This window comes from Actinomadura sp. J1-007 (assembly GCF_009793335.1).
Taxonomy (GTDB): domain Bacteria; phylum Actinomycetota; class Actinomycetes; order Streptosporangiales; family Streptosporangiaceae; genus Spirillospora; species Spirillospora yumaensis.
Map to the genome: position 1 here is coordinate 6,355,989 of NZ_WING01000001.1, position 17,555 is coordinate 6,373,543.

13 protein-coding genes and 2 pseudogenes are annotated in these 17,555 nt (G+C 74.2%); 12 read left to right on the plus strand and 3 right to left on the minus strand.

What is annotated here, in order from left to right:
• Positions 1 to 90 precede the first annotated feature (90 nt).
• The 9 genes and pseudogenes from GEV43_RS28850 to GEV43_RS28890 all read left to right on the plus strand — a co-directional run bounded on the left by GEV43_RS28850 (position 91) and on the right by GEV43_RS28890 (position 11,225).
• On the plus strand, positions 91 to 639 hold the full coding sequence (locus tag GEV43_RS28850; protein ID WP_160823377.1) for a hypothetical protein: 549 nt from the start codon (positions 91 to 93) through the stop codon (positions 637 to 639).
• 71 nt (positions 640 to 710) lie between these two features.
• A complete protein-coding gene (gene kdpF, locus GEV43_RS55235; RefSeq protein ID WP_160823378.1) occupies positions 711 to 800 on the plus strand; it encodes a K(+)-transporting ATPase subunit F in 90 nt (29 codons plus the stop codon).
• A complete protein-coding gene (gene kdpA, locus GEV43_RS28860) occupies positions 801 to 2,462 on the plus strand; it encodes a potassium-transporting ATPase subunit KdpA (protein WP_160823379.1) in 1,662 nt (553 codons plus the stop codon).
• A pseudogene (gene kdpB / locus GEV43_RS28865) lies at positions 2,462 to 4,637 on the plus strand (potassium-transporting ATPase subunit KdpB). The gene kdpA and the pseudogene kdpB overlap by 1 nt, the downstream one beginning before the upstream one ends.
• 1 nt (position 4,638) lies before the next feature.
• Positions 4,639 to 5,556, plus strand: coding sequence for a potassium-transporting ATPase subunit C (locus GEV43_RS28870; protein WP_160823380.1), 918 nt, complete (start codon positions 4,639 to 4,641; stop codon positions 5,554 to 5,556).
• A gap of 126 nt (positions 5,557 to 5,682) precedes the next feature.
• On the plus strand, positions 5,683 to 8,238 hold the full coding sequence (locus GEV43_RS28875; RefSeq protein ID WP_160823381.1) for an ATP-binding protein: 2,556 nt from the start codon (positions 5,683 to 5,685) through the stop codon (positions 8,236 to 8,238).
• Positions 8,235 to 8,944: pseudogene (locus GEV43_RS28880) on the plus strand (response regulator). The gene GEV43_RS28875 and the pseudogene GEV43_RS28880 overlap by 4 nt, the downstream one beginning before the upstream one ends.
• A gap of 31 nt (positions 8,945 to 8,975) precedes the next feature.
• Complete coding sequence (locus GEV43_RS28885) at positions 8,976 to 10,829, plus strand: APC family permease (protein ID WP_206681315.1); 1,854 nt, start codon at positions 8,976 to 8,978, stop codon at positions 10,827 to 10,829.
• 42 nt (positions 10,830 to 10,871) lie between these two features.
• Positions 10,872 to 11,225 carry an SdpI family protein gene (locus tag GEV43_RS28890; protein ID WP_160823382.1) on the plus strand — a complete coding sequence of 118 codons (354 nt, stop codon included), beginning with the start codon at positions 10,872 to 10,874 and terminating at the stop codon, positions 11,223 to 11,225.
• Between the two features lie 26 nt (positions 11,226 to 11,251).
• On the opposite strand, the gene GEV43_RS28895 is transcribed toward GEV43_RS28890, so the two are convergent.
• A complete protein-coding gene (locus GEV43_RS28895) occupies positions 11,252 to 12,532 on the minus strand; it encodes an ArsB/NhaD family transporter (RefSeq protein WP_160823383.1) in 1,281 nt (426 codons plus the stop codon).
• 345 nt (positions 12,533 to 12,877) lie between these two features.
• Between GEV43_RS28895 and GEV43_RS28900 the strand changes: the two genes are divergently transcribed.
• The 3 genes from GEV43_RS28900 to GEV43_RS28910 all read left to right on the plus strand — a co-directional run bounded on the left by GEV43_RS28900 (position 12,878) and on the right by GEV43_RS28910 (position 15,951).
• Complete coding sequence (locus GEV43_RS28900; RefSeq protein ID WP_309239888.1) at positions 12,878 to 13,600, plus strand: ABC transporter ATP-binding protein; 723 nt, start codon at positions 12,878 to 12,880, stop codon at positions 13,598 to 13,600.
• A gap of 5 nt (positions 13,601 to 13,605) precedes the next feature.
• Positions 13,606 to 14,997, plus strand: a complete 1,392-nt coding sequence (locus tag GEV43_RS28905) for an FtsX-like permease family protein (protein WP_241683080.1) — start codon at positions 13,606 to 13,608, stop codon at positions 14,995 to 14,997.
• A gap of 123 nt (positions 14,998 to 15,120) precedes the next feature.
• Positions 15,121 to 15,951, plus strand: coding sequence for a hypothetical protein (locus tag GEV43_RS28910; RefSeq protein WP_206681316.1), 831 nt, complete (start codon positions 15,121 to 15,123; stop codon positions 15,949 to 15,951).
• 10 nt (positions 15,952 to 15,961) lie between these two features.
• On the opposite strand, the gene GEV43_RS28915 is transcribed toward GEV43_RS28910, so the two are convergent.
• Positions 15,962 to 16,117: a hypothetical protein gene (locus tag GEV43_RS28915; RefSeq protein WP_160823384.1), complete on the minus strand. Its 156-nt coding sequence runs from the start codon at positions 16,115 to 16,117 to the stop codon at positions 15,962 to 15,964.
• Positions 16,114 to 17,364 (minus strand): Ig-like domain-containing protein, encoded by a 1,251-nt coding sequence (locus GEV43_RS28920; RefSeq protein ID WP_160823385.1) that lies wholly within the window; start codon positions 17,362 to 17,364, stop codon positions 16,114 to 16,116. Before GEV43_RS28920 ends, GEV43_RS28915 begins: the two co-directional genes overlap by 4 nt.
• Positions 17,365 to 17,555: the final 191 nt, after the last annotated feature.

The following is a 17,555-nucleotide window of genomic DNA, read 5'->3' on the forward strand; positions in this document are numbered from 1 at the left end:
GGTGTGGGGGGCGCTAAGAACCCGTCAAGGCGGGCTAAACCCCACATATGCAGGCGCTTTACTCCTCGTGGACCCCGGAAGGAACGGGGTGTGACCGGGATCGGGGAGGCCGCTGTGGAACGCCTGGAATCGGCCGTATGGCCGCTCGCCGGGGGTGTGGCGTGCGCTTTCGTCCTCGCGGCCGTGCTGAAGGACGCGGCCTGGCAGGTCGCGTTCGGCGCGGTGGCGGTGTCGGTGGCCGGGTGGGCGCTGCCGGCGTCCCCCGAGGCCGGCGCCGCGATCGGAACGGCCGGGTGGGCGTTCGTCACGGGCTTCGACGTCGCCAAGACCGGGGAGCTGGCGCTCTCCGGGGCGGCCGACGCGGGCCGGGCGGGCGCGCTGGTCGCGATCGGCGCGGCGGCGGGCCTGGCGGGCCTGGCGGGGCGCCGGTCCGCCGCGCGGCGGGCGCGCGAGGCGGCGGGAGCCGCGGAGCCGTCGCCCGCTCCCAGGGGCTCCGGTCACGAGCCGGGGGACGCCTCCGGGCGCCGTCCCCGGACCAGGCCCGCCCCGGCGCCGCCGCAGCGCGGCGACCGGTGGCCGGCGCGCAGCGGGGCCGCACCCGGCCCCGCGGAGACGACAGGGGAAGTCGAGCATGCATGACGTGGCCTTCGTACTGCTGACCGTGGCGGTCTTCGCCCTGTTCGGCCTGCTGGTGAAGGGGTCGAGAAGCTGTGACCGCCGAGAACGCCGTCGGTCTCGCCCTGGCCGCCGTTCTGATCGTGTTCCTGATCGCCGCCCTCTTGTACCCGGAGCGCTTCTAGATGAGTACGACCGTCGCGGGGGTCCTGTTCGCGGGCTCCCTCGTGCTCGCCGTGGCCGTGGCGTACCGGCCGCTGGGCGACTACATGTACCGCGTCTACGGCGGTACGAGGCATTCGCGCGCCGAGCGCGGGATCTACCGGCTGATCGGCGCGAAGCCCGACACCGAGCAGACCTGGGGCACGTACGCGCGCAGCGTGCTGGCGTTCTCGGCGGTGGGCATCCTGTTCCTCTACCTGCTGCAACGGGTGCAGGACAGGCTGCTGCTCTCGCTCGGGTTCCCGCCGGTGAAGGCGGACCAGGCGTGGAACACCGCCGTCAGCTTCGTCACCAACACCAACTGGCAGTCGTACTCCGGCGAGTCGACGATGGGCCACCTGGTGCAGATGGGCGGGCTCGCGGTGCAGAACTTCGTGTCCGCCGCGGTGGGCATGGCCGTGGCGATCGCGCTCGTGCGCGGGTTCGCGCGCAGGAAGACCGACCAGCTCGGCAACTTCTGGGTGGACCTCGTCCGGGGCTCGATCCGGATCCTGCTGCCCATCGCGTTCGTCGGCGCCCTCGCGCTCGTCGCGGGCGGGCTGGTGCAGAACTTCTCCGGCGGCGACACCGCCACCACGCTGGTCGGCGGCGCGCAGAGGATCGTCGGCGGGCCGGTCGCGAGCCAGGAGGTCATCAAGGAGCTCGGCACCAACGGCGGCGGGTTCTTCAACGCCAACTCCTCGCACCCGTTCGAGAACGCCGCGACCTGGACGAACTGGCTGGAGATCTTCCTGATCCTGGTGATCCCGTTCAGCCTGTGCCGCACGTTCGGCCGGATGGTCGGCCAGAACCGGCAGGGGTACGCGATCGTCGGCGTGATGGCCACGATCGCCGTCGCGAGCATCACGCTGATCAACGTGTTCCAGCTCGTCCACCACGGGACCGTTCCCGTCGCGGCGGGCGGGGCGACCGAGGGCGTGGAGACGCGGTTCGGGGTGTCGAACTCGGCGACGTTCGCCGGGGCGACGACGCTGACCTCGACCGGCGCGGTGGACTCGTTCCACGACTCCTACACCAGCCTCGGCGGCATGCTCACGATGTTCAACATGATGCTCGGCGAGGTCGCGCCGGGCGGCGTCGGCTCCGGGCTGTACGGGATGCTCGTGCTCGCGGTGATCACGGTGTTCGTGGCGGGCCTGATGGTCGGCCGCACCCCCGAGTACCTGGGCAAGAAGATCGGTTCGCGTGAGATCAAGTTCGCGGCCGGCTACTTCCTGATCACGCCGATCCTGGTGCTGACCGGCACCGCCGCGGCGCTTGCGACGCAGAGCGGCAGGGCGGGGATGCTGAACGGCGGCGCGCACGGCCTCAGCGAGGTGCTCTACGCGTTCACCTCCGCCAGCAACAACAACGGGTCGGCGTTCGCGGGCCTCACCGTCAACACCGTCTGGTACGACACCGCGCTCGGCCTATGCATGGCGTTCGGCCGGTTCCTGCCGATCATCTTCGTCCTGGCGCTGGCCGGGTCGCTCGCCGGGCAGGGGCGGACCCCCGCCTCGGACGGCACGCTGCCGACCCACCGGCCGCAGTTCGTCGGGATGGTCGTCGGAGTGACGGTCGTCCTGGTAGCGCTCACCTTCCTCCCGGCGCTCGCGCTCGGGCCGTTGGCCGAAGGAATCCACTGATGACGATCCAAGTAGCCGAAGCGCCGAGCCCCGCGCCCGAGCCGCCGTCCCGCAAGGGCGGCGGGAAGGTGCAGGGCGGCCTGCTCGACCCGAAGCAGCTCGTCAGGTCGCTGCCGGACGCGTTCCGGAAGCTGGACCCGCGCACGCTGTGGCGCAACCCCGTCATGCTCATCGTCGAGGTCGGCGCGGTGTGGACCACCGTCCTCGCGATCGCCGAGCCCAGCACGTTCGCCTGGCTGATCGTCGTGTGGCTGTGGCTGACCGTCGTCTTCGCCAACCTGGCGGAGGCGGTCGCCGAGGGCCGCGGCAAGGCGCAGGCCGACGCGCTCCGCAAGGCCAAGACCGACGCGGTCGCGCGGCGGCTGCGCGACTGGGCCCCGGCCGCGCGGACGCGCCGGAGGAGCGGGTCGGCGCGCCCGAGCTGCGGCAGGGCGACCACGTCGTGGTCGAGGCCGGCGAGATCATCCCCGGGGACGGCGACGTCGTCGAGGGCATCGCCAGCGTGGACGAGTCGGCGATCACCGGCGAGTCCGCGCCGGTGATCCGCGAGTCGGGCGGCGACCGCTCGGCCGTGACCGGCGGCACCAAGGTGCTGTCGGACCGGATCGTCGTCCAGATCACGCAGAAGCCGGGGCAGAGCTTCATCGACCGGATGATCTCCCTGGTGGAGGGCGCCAACCGGCAGAAGACCCCGAACGAGATCGCGCTGAACATCCTGCTCGCCGCGCTGACGATCATCTTCCTGCTCGCGGTCGCGACGCTCCAGCCGATGGCGATCTACTCCAAGGGCTACAAACCGGGCGTGCCCGACTCGCTGTCGCTGGACGCGCACGGCGTCACCGGCATCGTCCTGGTGTCCCTGCTGGTCTGCCTGATCCCGACGACGATCGGGGCCCTGCTGTCGGCGATCGGCATCGCGGGCATGGACCGGCTCGTCCAGCGCAACGTGCTGGCGATGTCGGGACGCGCGGTCGAGGCGGCGGGCGACGTCAACACGCTGCTGCTCGACAAGACCGGCACCATCACGCTCGGCAACCGGCAGGCGGCGGAGTTCCTGCCCGTCGCCGGGGTGAGCGAGGAGGAGCTGGCCGACGCGGCGCAGCTGTCCAGCCTCGCCGACGAGACGCCCGAGGGCCGTTCGGTCGTGGTGTTCGCCAAGCAGCGCTACGGCCTGCGCGAGCGGACGCCCGGCGAGCTCGACCACGCGACCTGGGTGCCGTTCACGGCGCAGACCCGGATGAGCGGCGTGGACCTCGGCGGCCCCGGCGGCGGCCGGGACGGCCGGGCGCTGCGCAAGGGCGCCGCGAGCGCGGTCGCCGACTGGGCGCGCGGCGAGGGCGGGAACGTTCCCGCCGAGCTGGGCCGCATCGTGGACGGCGTGTCCGCGTCCGGCGGCACGCCCCTGGTGGTGGGCGAGCGGACGGACGGCACGACCCGCGTCCTCGGCGTCATCCACCTCAAGGACGTGGTCAAGGAGGGGATGCGGGAGCGCTTCGACGAGATGCGCCGGATGGGCATCCGCACCGTCATGATCACCGGCGACAACCCGCTGACCGCCAAGGCGATCGCGGACGAGGCCGGGGTGGACGACTTCCTCGCCGAGGCCAGGCCGGAGGACAAGCTCGCCCTGATCAGGCAGGAGCAGGACGGCGGCCGGCTCGTCGCGATGACCGGGGACGGCACCAACGACGCCCCCGCCCTCGCCCAGGCCGACGTCGGCGTCGCCATGAACACCGGCACCTCGGCCGCCAAGGAGGCCGGGAACATGGTGGACCTGGACTCCGACCCGACCAAGCTCATCGAGATCGTCGAGATCGGCAAGCAGCTGCTCATCACCCGCGGCGCGCTGACCACCTTCTCGATCGCCAACGACATCGCCAAGTACTTCGCGATCATTCCCGCGATGTTCGTGGCGCTGTTCCCCGGGCTGGACGCGCTCAACATCATGCGCCTGCACAGCCCGACGTCCGCGATCCTGTCCGCGGTGGTCTTCAACGCGCTGGTCATCGTCGCGCTGATCCCGCTCGCGCTGCGCGGCGTGAAGTACCGGCCGAGCAGCGCGTCCAAGCTGCTCAGCCGCAACCTCTACGTGTACGGGCTCGGCGGATCGCCGCCCCGTTCGCCGGCATCAAGCTCATCGACCTCGTCGTCCAGTTCCTCCCGGGGATGTCCTGACATGCGTTTGCCCACCTGGATCCGGCAGCACCTCGCGGCCGTGCGGGCGCTGCTCGTCCTCACCGCCGTGCTCGGCGTCGCCTACCCGCTGGCCGTCTTCGCCGTCGCCCAGCTGCCCGGCCTGAAGCAGCACGCGAACGGCTCGCTGGTCGAGCACGACGGCAGGACCGTCGGCAGCGGCCTCATCGGCCAGTCGTTCACCGGCAAGGACGGAACGCCGATCGCCGAGTACTTCCAGAGCCGTCCGTCCAACGCGGGCGACGGCTACGACCCGACGGCCTCGTCGGCGAGCAACCTCGGCCCCGAGGACATCGTCGACACCCTGCCCGACCCGAGGCTCGCCGCGGCGGGCAAGGAGGACGAGAACGCCCGGCAGAGCCTGCTCACCCAGGTCTGCGAGCGCAGCGTGCAGGTCGGCGAGCTGGAGCACGTGGACGGCTCCCGCCCGTTCTGCACGCCGGGCGGCGTCGGCGCGGTCCTCGCGGTGTTCGGGACGCGCGCCGCCGACGGCTCGGTGCCGCACCCGACCCGCGTCGTCAGCCTGAACGAGGAGGCGGGAGTGGTGAAGGCGCCGTTCGTGGCCGTCTACAAGGGCGTCCGCGTCGAGCTGGCGAAGTACGGCGAGGACTACGCCGAGGGCCTCACCGTCCCGGTCAAGGGGAACGCCCCGGCGCGCCCCGCCGTCCCCCCGGACGCGGTCACCGCCAGCGGCAGCGGCCTCGACCCGCACATCACCCCGGCGTACGCCCGGATCCAGGTCGCCCGCGTCGCCAAGGCGCGGGGCGTGGACCCGGCGCGGGTCGAGAAGCTGGTCCGCGCCCACACCTCGGGCCGCGACCTCGGCTTCATGGGCGAGCCGAGGGTCAACGTCCTGAAGCTGAACCTGGCCCTCGATCGGCAGTACCCCGCCCGGGGCTGACCCCCGGACGTCCGCGGCGGGCCCGGGCCCGCCGCGGGCGGCGCGCGAGAGAGGAGGGACGTTGGGGAGCCGGGGACGGTTGCGGATCTACCTGGGGGCGGCCCCGGGGTCGGCAAGACGTACGCGATGCTCTGCGAGGGCAAGCGGCGGCTGGAGCGCGGCACCGACGTGGTCGTCGGGTACGTCGAGACGCACGGGCGCGCGAAGACCGCCGCGCTGCTGGAGGGCCTGGAGGTCGTCCCGCGCGCGGTGCGGCCCTACCGCGGGACGGAGTTCACCGAGCTGGACGTGCCGGCGGTGATCGCCAGGCGGCCCGGCGTGGCGCTGGTGGACGAGCTGGCGCACACCAACGTGCCCGGGTCGGCGAACGAGAAGCGCTGGCAGGACGTCGAGGAGCTCCTCGACGCGGGCATCGACGTGGTGTCCACCGTGAACGTCCAGCACCTGGACTCGGTCAACGACGTCGTCGAGCGGATCACCGGCGTGCCGCAGCGCGAGACCGTCCCGGACGAGGTGGTGCGGCGCGCCGACCAGGTCGAGCTGGTCGACATGGCGCCGGAGGCGCTGCGGCGGCGGATGGCGCACGGCAACGTGTACGCCCCGGAGAAGATCGACGCGGCGCTCGGCAACTACTTCCGCGTCGGCAACCTCACCGCGCTGCGCGAGCTGGCGCTGCTGTGGCTGGCCGACAAGGTGGACGACCAGCTGGGCCGCTACCGGGCCGACCACGACATCCGCGGCACGTGGGAGGCGCGGGAGCGGGTGGTCGTCGCGCTGACGGGCGGGCCGGAGGGCGACACGCTGATCCGCCGCGCCGCGCGCGTCGCCGACCGCAGCAAGGGCGCCGACCTGCTCGCCGTGCACGTCGCCCGCAGCGACGGGCTGACCGACGCGAGCCCCGCCAACCTCGCCCGGCAGCGGGCGCTCGCCGAGAGCCTCGGCGGCAGCTACCACCAGGTCGTCGGGTCGAACGTGCCGGACGCGCTGCTGGACTTCGCGCGCGGCGTCAACGCGACCCAGCTCGTCCTCGGCGCGTCCCGGCGCGGACGGGTCGCGCAGCTGTTCTCCCGGGGCGTGGGCGTGACGACGACCGCGCACTCGGGGGCGATCGACGTGCACCTCGTCACCCACGAGGAGACCAACCAGGGCCGCCGGTGGAAGGCGCTGCGGTCGGTGTGGGGCGTTCCGGCGCGGCGGCGCGGCGCCGGGTTCCTGCTCGCCGCGCTCGGCCTGCCGCTGCTGACCCTGCTGCTCGACCACGTGCGCGGGCCCGTCTCGCTGACCAGCGACATCCTGCTGTTCCAGGCCGCGGTGATCGGCGTCGCGCTGGTCGGCGGCCTGTACCCGGCGCTGTTCGCGGCGGTCGCGGGGTCGCTGCTGCTCAACTGGTTCTTCACCCCGCCGCTCCACACCTTCACCGTGCACGATCCCGAGGCGCTGCTCCAGCTCCTGGTGTACGTGGTCGTCGGCGTGACCGTCAGCACCATCGTGGACGTCACCGCGCGGCGCAGCCGGGAGGCGGGGCAGGCGCGCGCCGACGCCGAGGTGCTGTCCACGCTCGCCGGGGACATCCTGCGCGGCGAGCACGGCGGCGTCGCCCCGGCCGGCCGGACCGGCCCCGGCGCCCTCGCCGGGATCATGGAGCGGCTGCGCGAGACGTACGCGCTGACCTCGGTCACCCTGCTCGAACGCGACCCGGACGCGCCCGCGACGCCCGGCGCGACCCGCGACCCGGGCCGCTGGACGATCGTCGCGTCGGTCGGCGGCGAGCCCTGCACCTCGCCCGACGCGGGGGAGTCCGACGTCCTCGTGGACGACTCGCTCGCGCTCGTCCTGCGCGGCCGTACGCTGCCGGCGTCCGACCGGCGGCTGCTGGAGGCGTTCGCCGCGCAGGCCGCCGTCGCGCTCCGGCACCAGCGGCTCGCCGAGGCGGCCGAGCAGGTGCCGCCGCTCGCCGCCGCCGACCGGATGCGCACCGCGCTGCTGAACGCGGTCAGCCACGACCTGCGCACGCCGCTCGCGTCCGCCAAGGCGGCCGTGGAGAGCCTGCGCAGCCCGGACGTGGTCTGGAGCCTGGAGGACCAGGACGAGCTGGCCGCCACCGCCGCCGAGTCCCTCGACCGGCTGGACCGGCTCGTCGCGAACCTGCTGGACATGAGCCGCCTCCAGGCGGGCTCGCTCGGCATGGCCCTGCGGCCCGTCGCGGTCGAGGACGCCGTCCCGCGCGCGCTCGGCGACCTCGGCGACGCGGCCGCCGCCGGCGTGGAGATCCGCGTCCCGGACGGCCTGCCCGAACTCGTCGCCGACCCGGCGCTGCTGGAACGGGTCCTGGTCAACCTCATCGCGAACGCCCTGCGCCACAACCCGCCCGGACGGCCCGTCCTCGTCACCGCCAGCGCCCTCGCGGACCGGCTCGAACTGCGCGTGATCGACCGGGGCCCCGGCATCCCGCCCGCCGACCGCGACCGCGTGTTCGAGCCGTTCCAGCGGCTCGGCGACCGCGACAACCACACCGGCGTCGGCCTCGGCCTCGCCCTGTCGCGCGGCCTCGCCGAGGCGATGGCCGGGTCGATCGAGATCGAGGAGACGCCGGGCGGCGGCCTGACCATGGTCCTCACCCTCCCGGCGGCGCCGGACCGCGCCGCCGCCCCCGCCGGGACCCGCGACCGAGGAGAACGATGACACGCGTGCTCGTGGTGGACGACTCCCCGCAGATCCTCGCGACGCTCCGGCTCAACCTGCGGGCCCGCGACTACGACGTGCGGGTCGCGCCGGACGGCGGGCAGGCCCTCACCCGCGCCGCCGACTGGCATCCCGACCTGGTCGTCCTCGACCTCGGGCTGCCCGACCTGGACGGCGTGGAGGTGATCCGGGGCCTGCGCGGCTGGAGCCGCGTCCCGATCATCGTGCTGTCGGGCCGCGCGGGCAGCAGGGACAAGGTGGACGCGCTCGACGCCGGAGCCGACGACTACGTGACCAAGCCGTTCGGCGTGGACGAGCTGCTCGCCCGCATCAGGGCCATCACCCGGCGCGTGCCGTCCGACGAGGGCTCCCCGACCGTCCGGCTGGGGAGTGGCTGGTCGACCTGTCCCGCAAGACCGTCACCACCGCCCCGCCGGGAGACGGCCCGCCCGCCGACCGCGCCGCCGCCCGCAGGGCGCATCTCACGCCGACCGAGTGGGGCGTCCTCGAACGGCTCGTCCGCAACCCGGGCAAGCTGATCTCCCAGCGGCAGCTCCTGTCCGAGGTGTGGGGGCCCGCGCACCTCAAGGAGACCCACTACCTGCGCGTCTACCTGGCCTCGCTGCGCCGCAAGCTGGAGCCGGACCCGTCCCGCCCCCGCCACCTGATCACCGAGCCCGGCATGGGCTACCGCTTCGAACCCTGACCCCGCCCCGCACGGACCCGAGGAGAACGACGTGACCTACACCGACGGCGTGGTGAAGGACGAGCCCCCCGATCCCGCCGAACGGCACCGGCTGAGCGTGGTCGGCGGCCTCGCCGCCCTGTCGCTGGACGCGATGGCGTCCGTCGCGTACGGGCCCGAGGCGATCGTGCTCGTGCTGGCGCCGGCCGGGGGAGCGGGCCTGGGGTTCACGCTGCCCGTCACGCTGGCCATCGCGGCGCTGCTCGCCGTCCTGACGTTCTCGTACCGGCAGGTCATCGCCGCGTTCTCCGAGGGCGGCGGCGCGTACGGGGTCGCCCGGCGCCACCTCGGGCGGCGCGCGTCCCTCGTCGCCGCCGCGTCGCTCATCATCGACTACGTGCTGAACGTCGCGGTGTCGGTCGCGGCCGGGACGGCGGCACTGACCTCGGCGTTCCCCGAGCTGCTCCCGTACACCGTGTGGATCTGCCTGGCGGTGCTCGCCGTGATCACCGCCGTCAACCACCGGGGCATCGCGCACAGCGCCAGGCTCTTCGTCGCGCCGACCGCCGTCTACGTCGGCGCGATCCTCGCCGTCGTCGCGGTGGGCCTGCTGCGTGACGGCCCCGCCACCGCCGCGCCCGAGGCCGCCGCGCAGGCGCAGGACCTGCGGACGGTCGGGGTGCTGCTGCTCCTCAAGGCGTTCGCGAACGGCTGCGCCGCGCTGACCGGCGTGGAGGCCATCGCGAACGCCGTCCCCTCGTTCCGCCGGCCCCGGGTGCGCAGGGCGCAGCGCGCGGAGATCGCGCTCGGCGGGCTGCTCGCCGTGATGCTGATCGGGATCGCGCTGCTGATCGAACGGTTCTCGATCCGCCCCGTGCCCGGCGCGACCGTGCTGTCGCAGGTCACGGAGGCGGCCGTCGGGCACGGCGCCGCGTTCTACGTCGTGCAGTTCGCGACGGTCGTGCTGCTGGCGCTCGCCGCCAACACCTCGTTCGGCGGGCTGCCCGTCCTCGCGCGGCTGCTCGCCCGCGACAACAACCTGCCGCACCTGTTCGCGCTGCGCACCGAGCGGCAGGTGCACCGGTACGGCATCGGCTTCCTCGCGGGCACCGCCGCCGCGCTGCTGGTCGCGGCGCACGGCGACATGAACGCGCTCGTCCCGCTGTTCGCGATCGGGGTGTTCGTCGGCTTCACCCTGTCGCAGGCCGGCATGGTGCGGCACTGGCTGACCACCCGGTCCGGACCGGACGGCGGCAGGGCGCGCGGGTGGCGCTGGCGGCTCGCCCTGAACGGCGCCGGAGCCGTCCTCACCGGGGCCGCCGCCGTCGTCGTGGCCGCCACCAAGTTCACCCAGGGCGGCTGGCTGATCCTCGTCGCGCTGCCCGCTACCGTGCTGCTCATGGAGTGGGTGCACCGCTCGTACGGCCGGATCGGCGAGCGCCTCGGGCTCGGCCGCGTCCCCGCCCCGCCGCGCCCGCGCCGGTCCCTGGTCGTCGTGCCGGTCGGCGAGGTCAGCTCCCTGACCCGGCAGGCGCTGTCGGCCGCGCTGAGCCTCGGCGACCGGGTCGTCGCCGTCCGCGTCGTCGACCCAGGGGACGAGGCGGAAGGGGACGGCTTCGTCGAGGCGTGGGAGCGGTGGGCGCCCGGCGTGGAGCTGGCGCTGGTCGGCGGCGGGCGGCGCGGGCTCGCCGGGCCGATCGTCGAGTACGTGCGCGGCGTCCGCGAACGGCACGTGTTCGTGCTGATCCCCGAGGTCGAGCCCGAGCACGTCTGGCAGCGCGTCCTCCAGAACCAGCGCGGAGCGGTCCTCGCCCACGCGCTGCGCCGCGACACCGACAGCGTGGTGTGCCGCCTCCGGTTCCGCATCGCGCCGCAGGTCGCCGCCCCCGTGCCCTCCGCCTCCTGAACGCCTCACCCCCCGAACCCCCTCCCGGAAGGAAGCAGGTCAGTGAACGTCATCGTCGGTGCGGTGCTGATCCTGTCCGGTCTGCTCGTAGCCGGGGTCGGACGCCGCGCGGCCACCGGGCGGCTCGGCCGCAACCACCTCGCCGGCATCCGGACGAAGCGCAGCGTGGCCGACGACGAGTCCTGGCGGGCCGTGCACCAGGCCGCCGAGCCGTGGATGCTCGCGGCCGGGGTAGCGCTCGTACTCGCGGGGGCCGCCGCCGCGGCGATCCGTTCGGAGGGGGTGCTGGCGGCGGTGTCGCTCGGCGGTGCCGTGCTCTGCGCCGTGCTGGTCCTCGCCGCGTCCGCCGTCGGGCACGCGGCCCTCCGCGACGACGACCGGGACCGGGACGGCTGAGCGCGGAAGGAACACCCGGCGCGGGGTCAGAGGTAGCGGAGCCAGAGGTACGGGGTGGCGATCGCGACGGTGATGATCGTGACCACGATGCCGTACTTGGTGAAATGCCAGAAGCTGATGGGGTGGCCGTTGCGGGCGGCGATGCCGAGGACGACGACGTTGGCGCTGGCGCCGATGGCGGTGGCGTTGCCGCCGAGGTCGGCGCCGAGCGCGAGCGCCCACCACAGGGCGTCGCCATGGCCGGGCGGCTGCTGGTGGACGAGGTCGGCGACGATCGGGCTCATCGTCGCCACGTACGGGATGTTGTCCACGATCGCCGACAGCGCGGCCGACGCCCACAGCAGCAGCATGGTCGCGAAGCCCAGGCGGCCGTCGGTGACGTCGGCGGCGGCCTCGGAGACCTTGCCGATCACCCCGGTCTCCACCAGGGAGCCGACCATCACGAACAGGCCCGCGAAGAACACCAGCGTGGGCCACTCGACCTCGCTGAGCGCCTCCTCGGTGGTGACCTTGGTCGCCGCGACCAGCAGACCCGCCCCGAGCAGGGCGACCACGGAGGGCTCGTAGTGCAGGACGGGGTGCAGCACGAACGCCGCGACCACCACGCCGAGCACCGTCAGGCCCTGCCACAGCAGCCGCCGGTCGGTGATCGCCTCGCGCTCGCGCAGCGCCATCACCTCGGCGGCGCGGTCCGGGTCGTACACGAACGCCGAGCGGAACAGCACCCGGCACAGCCCGCAGAACACCGCCAGCAGCAGCACCACCAGCGGGGCGAGGTGGACCAGGAAGTCGTTGAACGACAGGTCGCCCTTGCTGGCGATGATGATGTTGGGCGGGTCGCCGACCAGCGTGGCGGTGCCGCCGATGTTGGAGGCCATCACCTCGGCGATCAGGAACGGCACCACGTTCAGCGCGAGCCGTTCGCACACCAGGAACGTCACCGGCGCGATCAGCAGCACGGTGGTGACATTGTCCAGCAAGGCCGAGGCGGCGGCGGTGAGCACCACCAGCATCACCATCAGCCGGTACGGCCGGCCGCGGGCGCGTTTGGCCGCCCAGATCGCCACGTACTCGAACACACCCGTGCGGCGCAGCACCGAGACGATCACCATCATGCCCAGCAGCAGGAAGATGACGTTCCAGTCGATCCCGCTCCGCTCGGAGAAGAACGCCTTCTCGGCGTCGGTGATGTGCAGCAGCAGCATCAGCGCGGCCCCGCCCAGCGCGACCGCCGTCCGGTGGATCTTCTCCGACGCGATCAGCACGTAGGCGGCGACGAAGACGACGACAGCGATGGTGGCCGGCACGGAGGCTCCTGATCTGGGTACGGCGGGGTCCCGCCGACCAGACTTCCCGGCTCACCGCCCGCGACCTTAACGCCTTTTCAGCGCCTCCGCCATTTGCGACTCCAGGACCGAAACCTCGCGTCCGTGCCGCGGGGGTGGAGTTTTGCCTACCGCGTTCGGCGTGCTGGACCCATCCCCGGCCGGTCGCGCGGTCCGTAATTTCGTTCCCGAGGCGCCCGCAGGGGGCGCGCTGAGGGAGGCACCGATGTTCGGACGCAAGGCAGCGGACCCGGCGGGGCGAGGGCCGGTCGTCCCGGCGGGCCCGCCCGGCCCGGGGAGGCGCTGAGGCTGGAGGCGGTCCGCAAGGTGTACGGGGGCGAGGGCAACCGCGTCACGGCCCTCGACGGCGTGTCGCTGTCGCTGCCCACCGGGTCGTTCACCGCGGTGATGGGCCCGTCGGGCTCGGGCAAGAGCACCCTGCTCCAGTGCGCGGCGGGCCTCGACCGTCCCGACGAGGGACGGGTGTTCGTGGACGGCGCCGAGCTCGCCGGGGACGGCGAGGCCGCGCTGACGAGGTTCCGGCGGCAGCGGATCGGGTTCGTGTTCCAGCAGTTCAACCTGATGCCGACGCTGACGGTCATGCAGAACGTGACGCTGCCGCTCAGGCTCGCCGGGCGCAGGGCCGACAAGGCCGCGGCCCGCGCCGTCCTGGAGCGGGTCGGCCTCGGCGACCGGCTCGGCAGCCTGCCCTCGGAGCTGTCGGGCGGCCAGCGGCAGCGCGTCGCGATCGCCCGCGCCCTGGTCACCGAGCCGAAGGTGGTCTTCGGGGACGAGCCGACCGGCGCGCTCGACACCCGCAGCGCCCGCGACGTCCTCGTCCTCCTCCAGGAGGCCGTGCAGGTGTACGGGCGGACCGTGGTCATGGTCACCCACGACCCGGTCGCCGCCGCGCACGCCGGGTCGGTGCTGTTCCTCGCCGACGGGCGGATCGTCGGGCACCTGGTCCGGCCGACCGCCGAGCAGGTCGCCGAGCGGATGACGCACCTGGCCGACGAGGTCGAGCGGCAGCGCGCGCAGGCGGGGGTGTGAGGACGATGGCGACCACGGCGAGGGCGTTCCAGCCGACCCTGCTCATGATCGCGTGGCACTCGCTGCGCAGGCGCGCCGGGGCGTTCGTCGCGAGCTTCCTCGCGATGTTCCTCGGGGCGACGATCCTGATGGCGTTCGCGTCCATGCTCGACACCGCGTCGGCGGGGGACGCGACCGGCGAGGCCCGCAACACGCTGGTGACCATGGCGACCGTGGTGGGCGGGTGGGGGCTGCTGCTGGTGGTCTTCGCGGTCACCTCGACGCTCACGCTGTCGGTGCGGCAGCGCGGCGCGGAGATGGCGCTGCTGAAGTCGGTCGGCGCCACCCCCGGCCAGCTCGGCCGCATGATCGTCGGCGAGGCCGCCGGCGTGGCCGTCGTCGCGGCGCTGCTGGCCGTCCCGCCCGCGATGCTCGTGGGCCGCGGGCTGCTCGGCCTGCTGCACGGCACCGGCCAGGTGCCGGACGGGGTCGGCTACGCGTTCGGGCCGGTCGCGCCGGTCATGGGCCTCGGCATCACGTTCGCCTCGGCGACCGCCGCCGCGCTGATCACCGCCCGGCGCGCCACCCGCGTCCGGGTGACCGAGTCGCTCGCGGCGGCCGAGACGGACACGGTGCGGATGAGCCGCAAGCGGATGGTCGGCGCGGGCCTCGCGCTCGCGCTCGGCCTGAACCTCGCCGTCGTCACCGCCACGGTGATGCGCGGCAAGGGCAGCGACGCCATGGCGACCGCCGGGCAGGCCGACATCTGCGCGGCGCTCGGCCTGGCCCTGCTCGCCCCGGTGATCATCCGCTGGGCGACCGGGCTGCTGGCCGTCCCGCTGCGGGCGCTCGGCGTGACCGGCGAGCTGGCGATCAGCAACCTGCGGCGGCGGACGGCGCGGATGGCCTCGATCGTCACCCCGATCACGCTGTTCACCGGCATCGGCGTCGGCACGCTGTACCTCCAGCACACCGAGAACGCCGCGATGGACGCCGCCGGGCTGGCCAAGACCGCCGAGCAGAAGAGCATCGAGACGCTCAACTTCGTGGTCATCGGGATGATCGTGCTGTTCACCGCGATCATGCTGGTGAACACGCTGGTCGCGGCCACTGCCGACCGGCGCCGCGAGTTCGGCCAGCAGCGCCTCGCCGGGGCGACCCCGGCCCAGGTGCTCGGCACGGTGGCGCTGGAGTCGGCCGTCCTGACGGTCGTCGGCGTGGCCTGCGGAACGGTCGCCTCGCTGTTCACGATCCTGCCGTTCGCCATCGCCCGGACCGGCTCGGCCGCCCCGGACGGCGGCCCCGGCACGTACCTGGCGGTCGTGGCCCTGGCCGCGGTCCTCACGGGGGCGACGGCGTACGGAGCGGCCCGCAAGGCGATCCGGCCCGCCGCCGTGGACGCGGTCGCGGCGAGCTGAGACCCCCCGACCGCGGCCCCGGCCGAGCGCGACCACCGCGCCCGCCGGGGCCGCGCCCGTGCCGCTTGCCTTTCCCGGGGACCGGGGCGATACTGGGTGAGCACTCACTCAAGGAGGACGGCCATGAGCGGCTCGGCGGACGTGCGGGAGCGGAGCGCCGGTATCCCGGTCGCCGGGATGCTCGGGGAACTGCGGGCGTTCTGGACGCGCGGGCGGCCGGTCGAGCGGGCCTGCTACGCGGTCGGGGCGCTCCTCATGGCGTCCGGCGCGGTCCACTTCGGCGTGTTCCTCGTGGACGGCGGGCCGTGGGAGGGCCCGGTCTCGTGGCGCAAGCCCGTCACGTTCGGGCTGTCGTTCGGGCTGACGCTCGTCACCATCGCCTGGGTCGCCTCGTTCGTGACGCTGGGGGAACGGGCCCGGCGCAGGCTCCTCGGCGTGTTCGCGGCCGCGTGCGTCGCCGAGGTCGCGCTGATCACCGTGCAGGGCTGGCGGCGCGTCCCGTCCCACTTCAACCAGGAGACCGCGCTCGACACGGTGATCACCCGCGTGCTCGCCGCCGGCGGCGGGGTGCTGATCGTCACGCTCGTCGCGCTCACCATCGCCGCGTTCCGCGCCGCCCCGGCGACCGCGCCCAGCATGCGGCTCGCGGTGCGGGCCGGGTTCGCGGCGCTGCTCGGCGCGCTCGCGTCCGGCGCCGCGATGATCGCGCGCGGCGTGGTCGAGGTGCAGAGCGGGAACCAGCAGCTCGCCTACCACGTGGCCGGGGCGCTGAAGCCCGCGCACGCCGTGACCATGCACGCGATCCTCGTGCTGCCCGCGCTCGCCTGGCTGCTGACGTTCACCGCGCTCCCCGAACCGCGCCGCGTCCGCGCGGTGGCCGCGGCCACGGCCCTGTACGCCGCCGCAGCGGCGGGGGTCATCGCCTGGTCGGCCGTGCGCTTCGCCACCACCTGACGCGGAGCGGTCAGCGGTGCCGGGTCTCCGGCGGGCGGTGCCGGGCCTCCGGCGCGCGGGGGCGGACCGGGCGCCCGAGCGCGCTGCCCGCCAGCCAGCGGGACCACGGAAGCTGCCAGTATCCCCAGCCGTTCGTCCACTCCAGCGGACGGTCCGTGCCGGTCACCGCGATGACGTCGCCGCGCAGCGACTGCCCGTAGAACCACTCGGCGAACGCGGGGACGCGTTGACGCAGCCGTGGCTGACGTTGGCGCGGCCCTGCGAGCCCACCGACCAGGGCGCGGAGTGCACGTACTCGCCGCTGCTGGAGATCTGCACCGCGTGCCGCACCCTCAGCTTGTAGTAGCGCGGGTCCCCGCGGTCGGTGACGCCCATCCACGCCGAGGTCATCACGACCGGGTCGCCCTTGCCCATCGCCAGGTGCACGCCGCTCGTCGTGGTGTAGGCCCGGCGCCCGCCCTTGCCCGCGCTGATCCCGGCCGTACGGACCGTGCGGCCGTTCACCCGGACCGTCATGCGGTGGGCGCGCACGTCCACGGTGCTGATCCGGGACGGGCCGACGCGGAACCCCGCCGTCGCGCCCGACGCCCCGTACACGCCCGGCGCCGCCCGCACGCCCGCCGTGTGCGCGAGGAGCCTGACGCGCTGCCCCGCCGGCCAGTAGCGCCGCGGCCGGAACACCACCTGCGACGGGCCCGTCCAGCGCCACGCGCCCGTGACGGGCCTGCTCATCTTCAGCTCCAGCGACCGTTCCACGGCCTCGCGGTCGGCGATGGCCCGGCTGAACGTCACGATGAGCGGCATCCCGACGCCGACGAGCTCGCCCGGCCGCGGCGTGACGTCCGCCACCGCGAACGTCGCCGACGGCCTCAGCGTGGTGAACCGTGTCGTGACCCGCGTGGGCGCGCCCGCGTCGTCCACCCCGGCCGAGGTCACGGTGTACGCGGTGCCGGGGTGCAGCGTCCACCGCGCCCGCCACGTCCTGCGGTCGGCCGACATCCTCCCCGCGACGCGGACGGGCCCGCCGCGCACGGTGACGCGCCGCAGCGTGCCCTTGAGGGCGGTGACGACCACGCGCCGGTCGGGCCGGACGCCGCGCGCGCCGTCCGCCGGGACGACCGCGATGGCCGGATCCGGCTTCGGCGCCCCGGCCTCCGACGCGCCGACCACCGGGCCCCGGCTCTCGCCCGCACCGCCGCCCCCGCCGCACGCGGTCGCGACGAGCGCCGGCAGGACCAGCAGGACCAGCCCGGACGCCGCCCGCCCGGGACGCCGCGCCCGGCTGGACGGGCCGGACCGACTGGCCGGGGCGGACCGGCCGGGATCGCCCGGTCCCGCGGAGCGGGCCCTCGTGCCGGACGGAGCGGACCGGCCGGGGCGGCTGACCTGGAGTCGGCTGGCATGGTGGCGCATGGTGGTCCCCGTAACTTCCCGAACGTGACGGCGTGCGCGCTCGGTAGCCGGTGCTCCACGCAGAGTCCGCGCACCTTGGCACGGTAGACGCTCCTCGTGATCGTCCTCCCGCTCCTCGCGAACTTGCGATGCCCGATCGGGGAACGGCCGCCGGCCCCTCGCCCCGTGCCCGCCCCCTTGCCCGCCTTCGT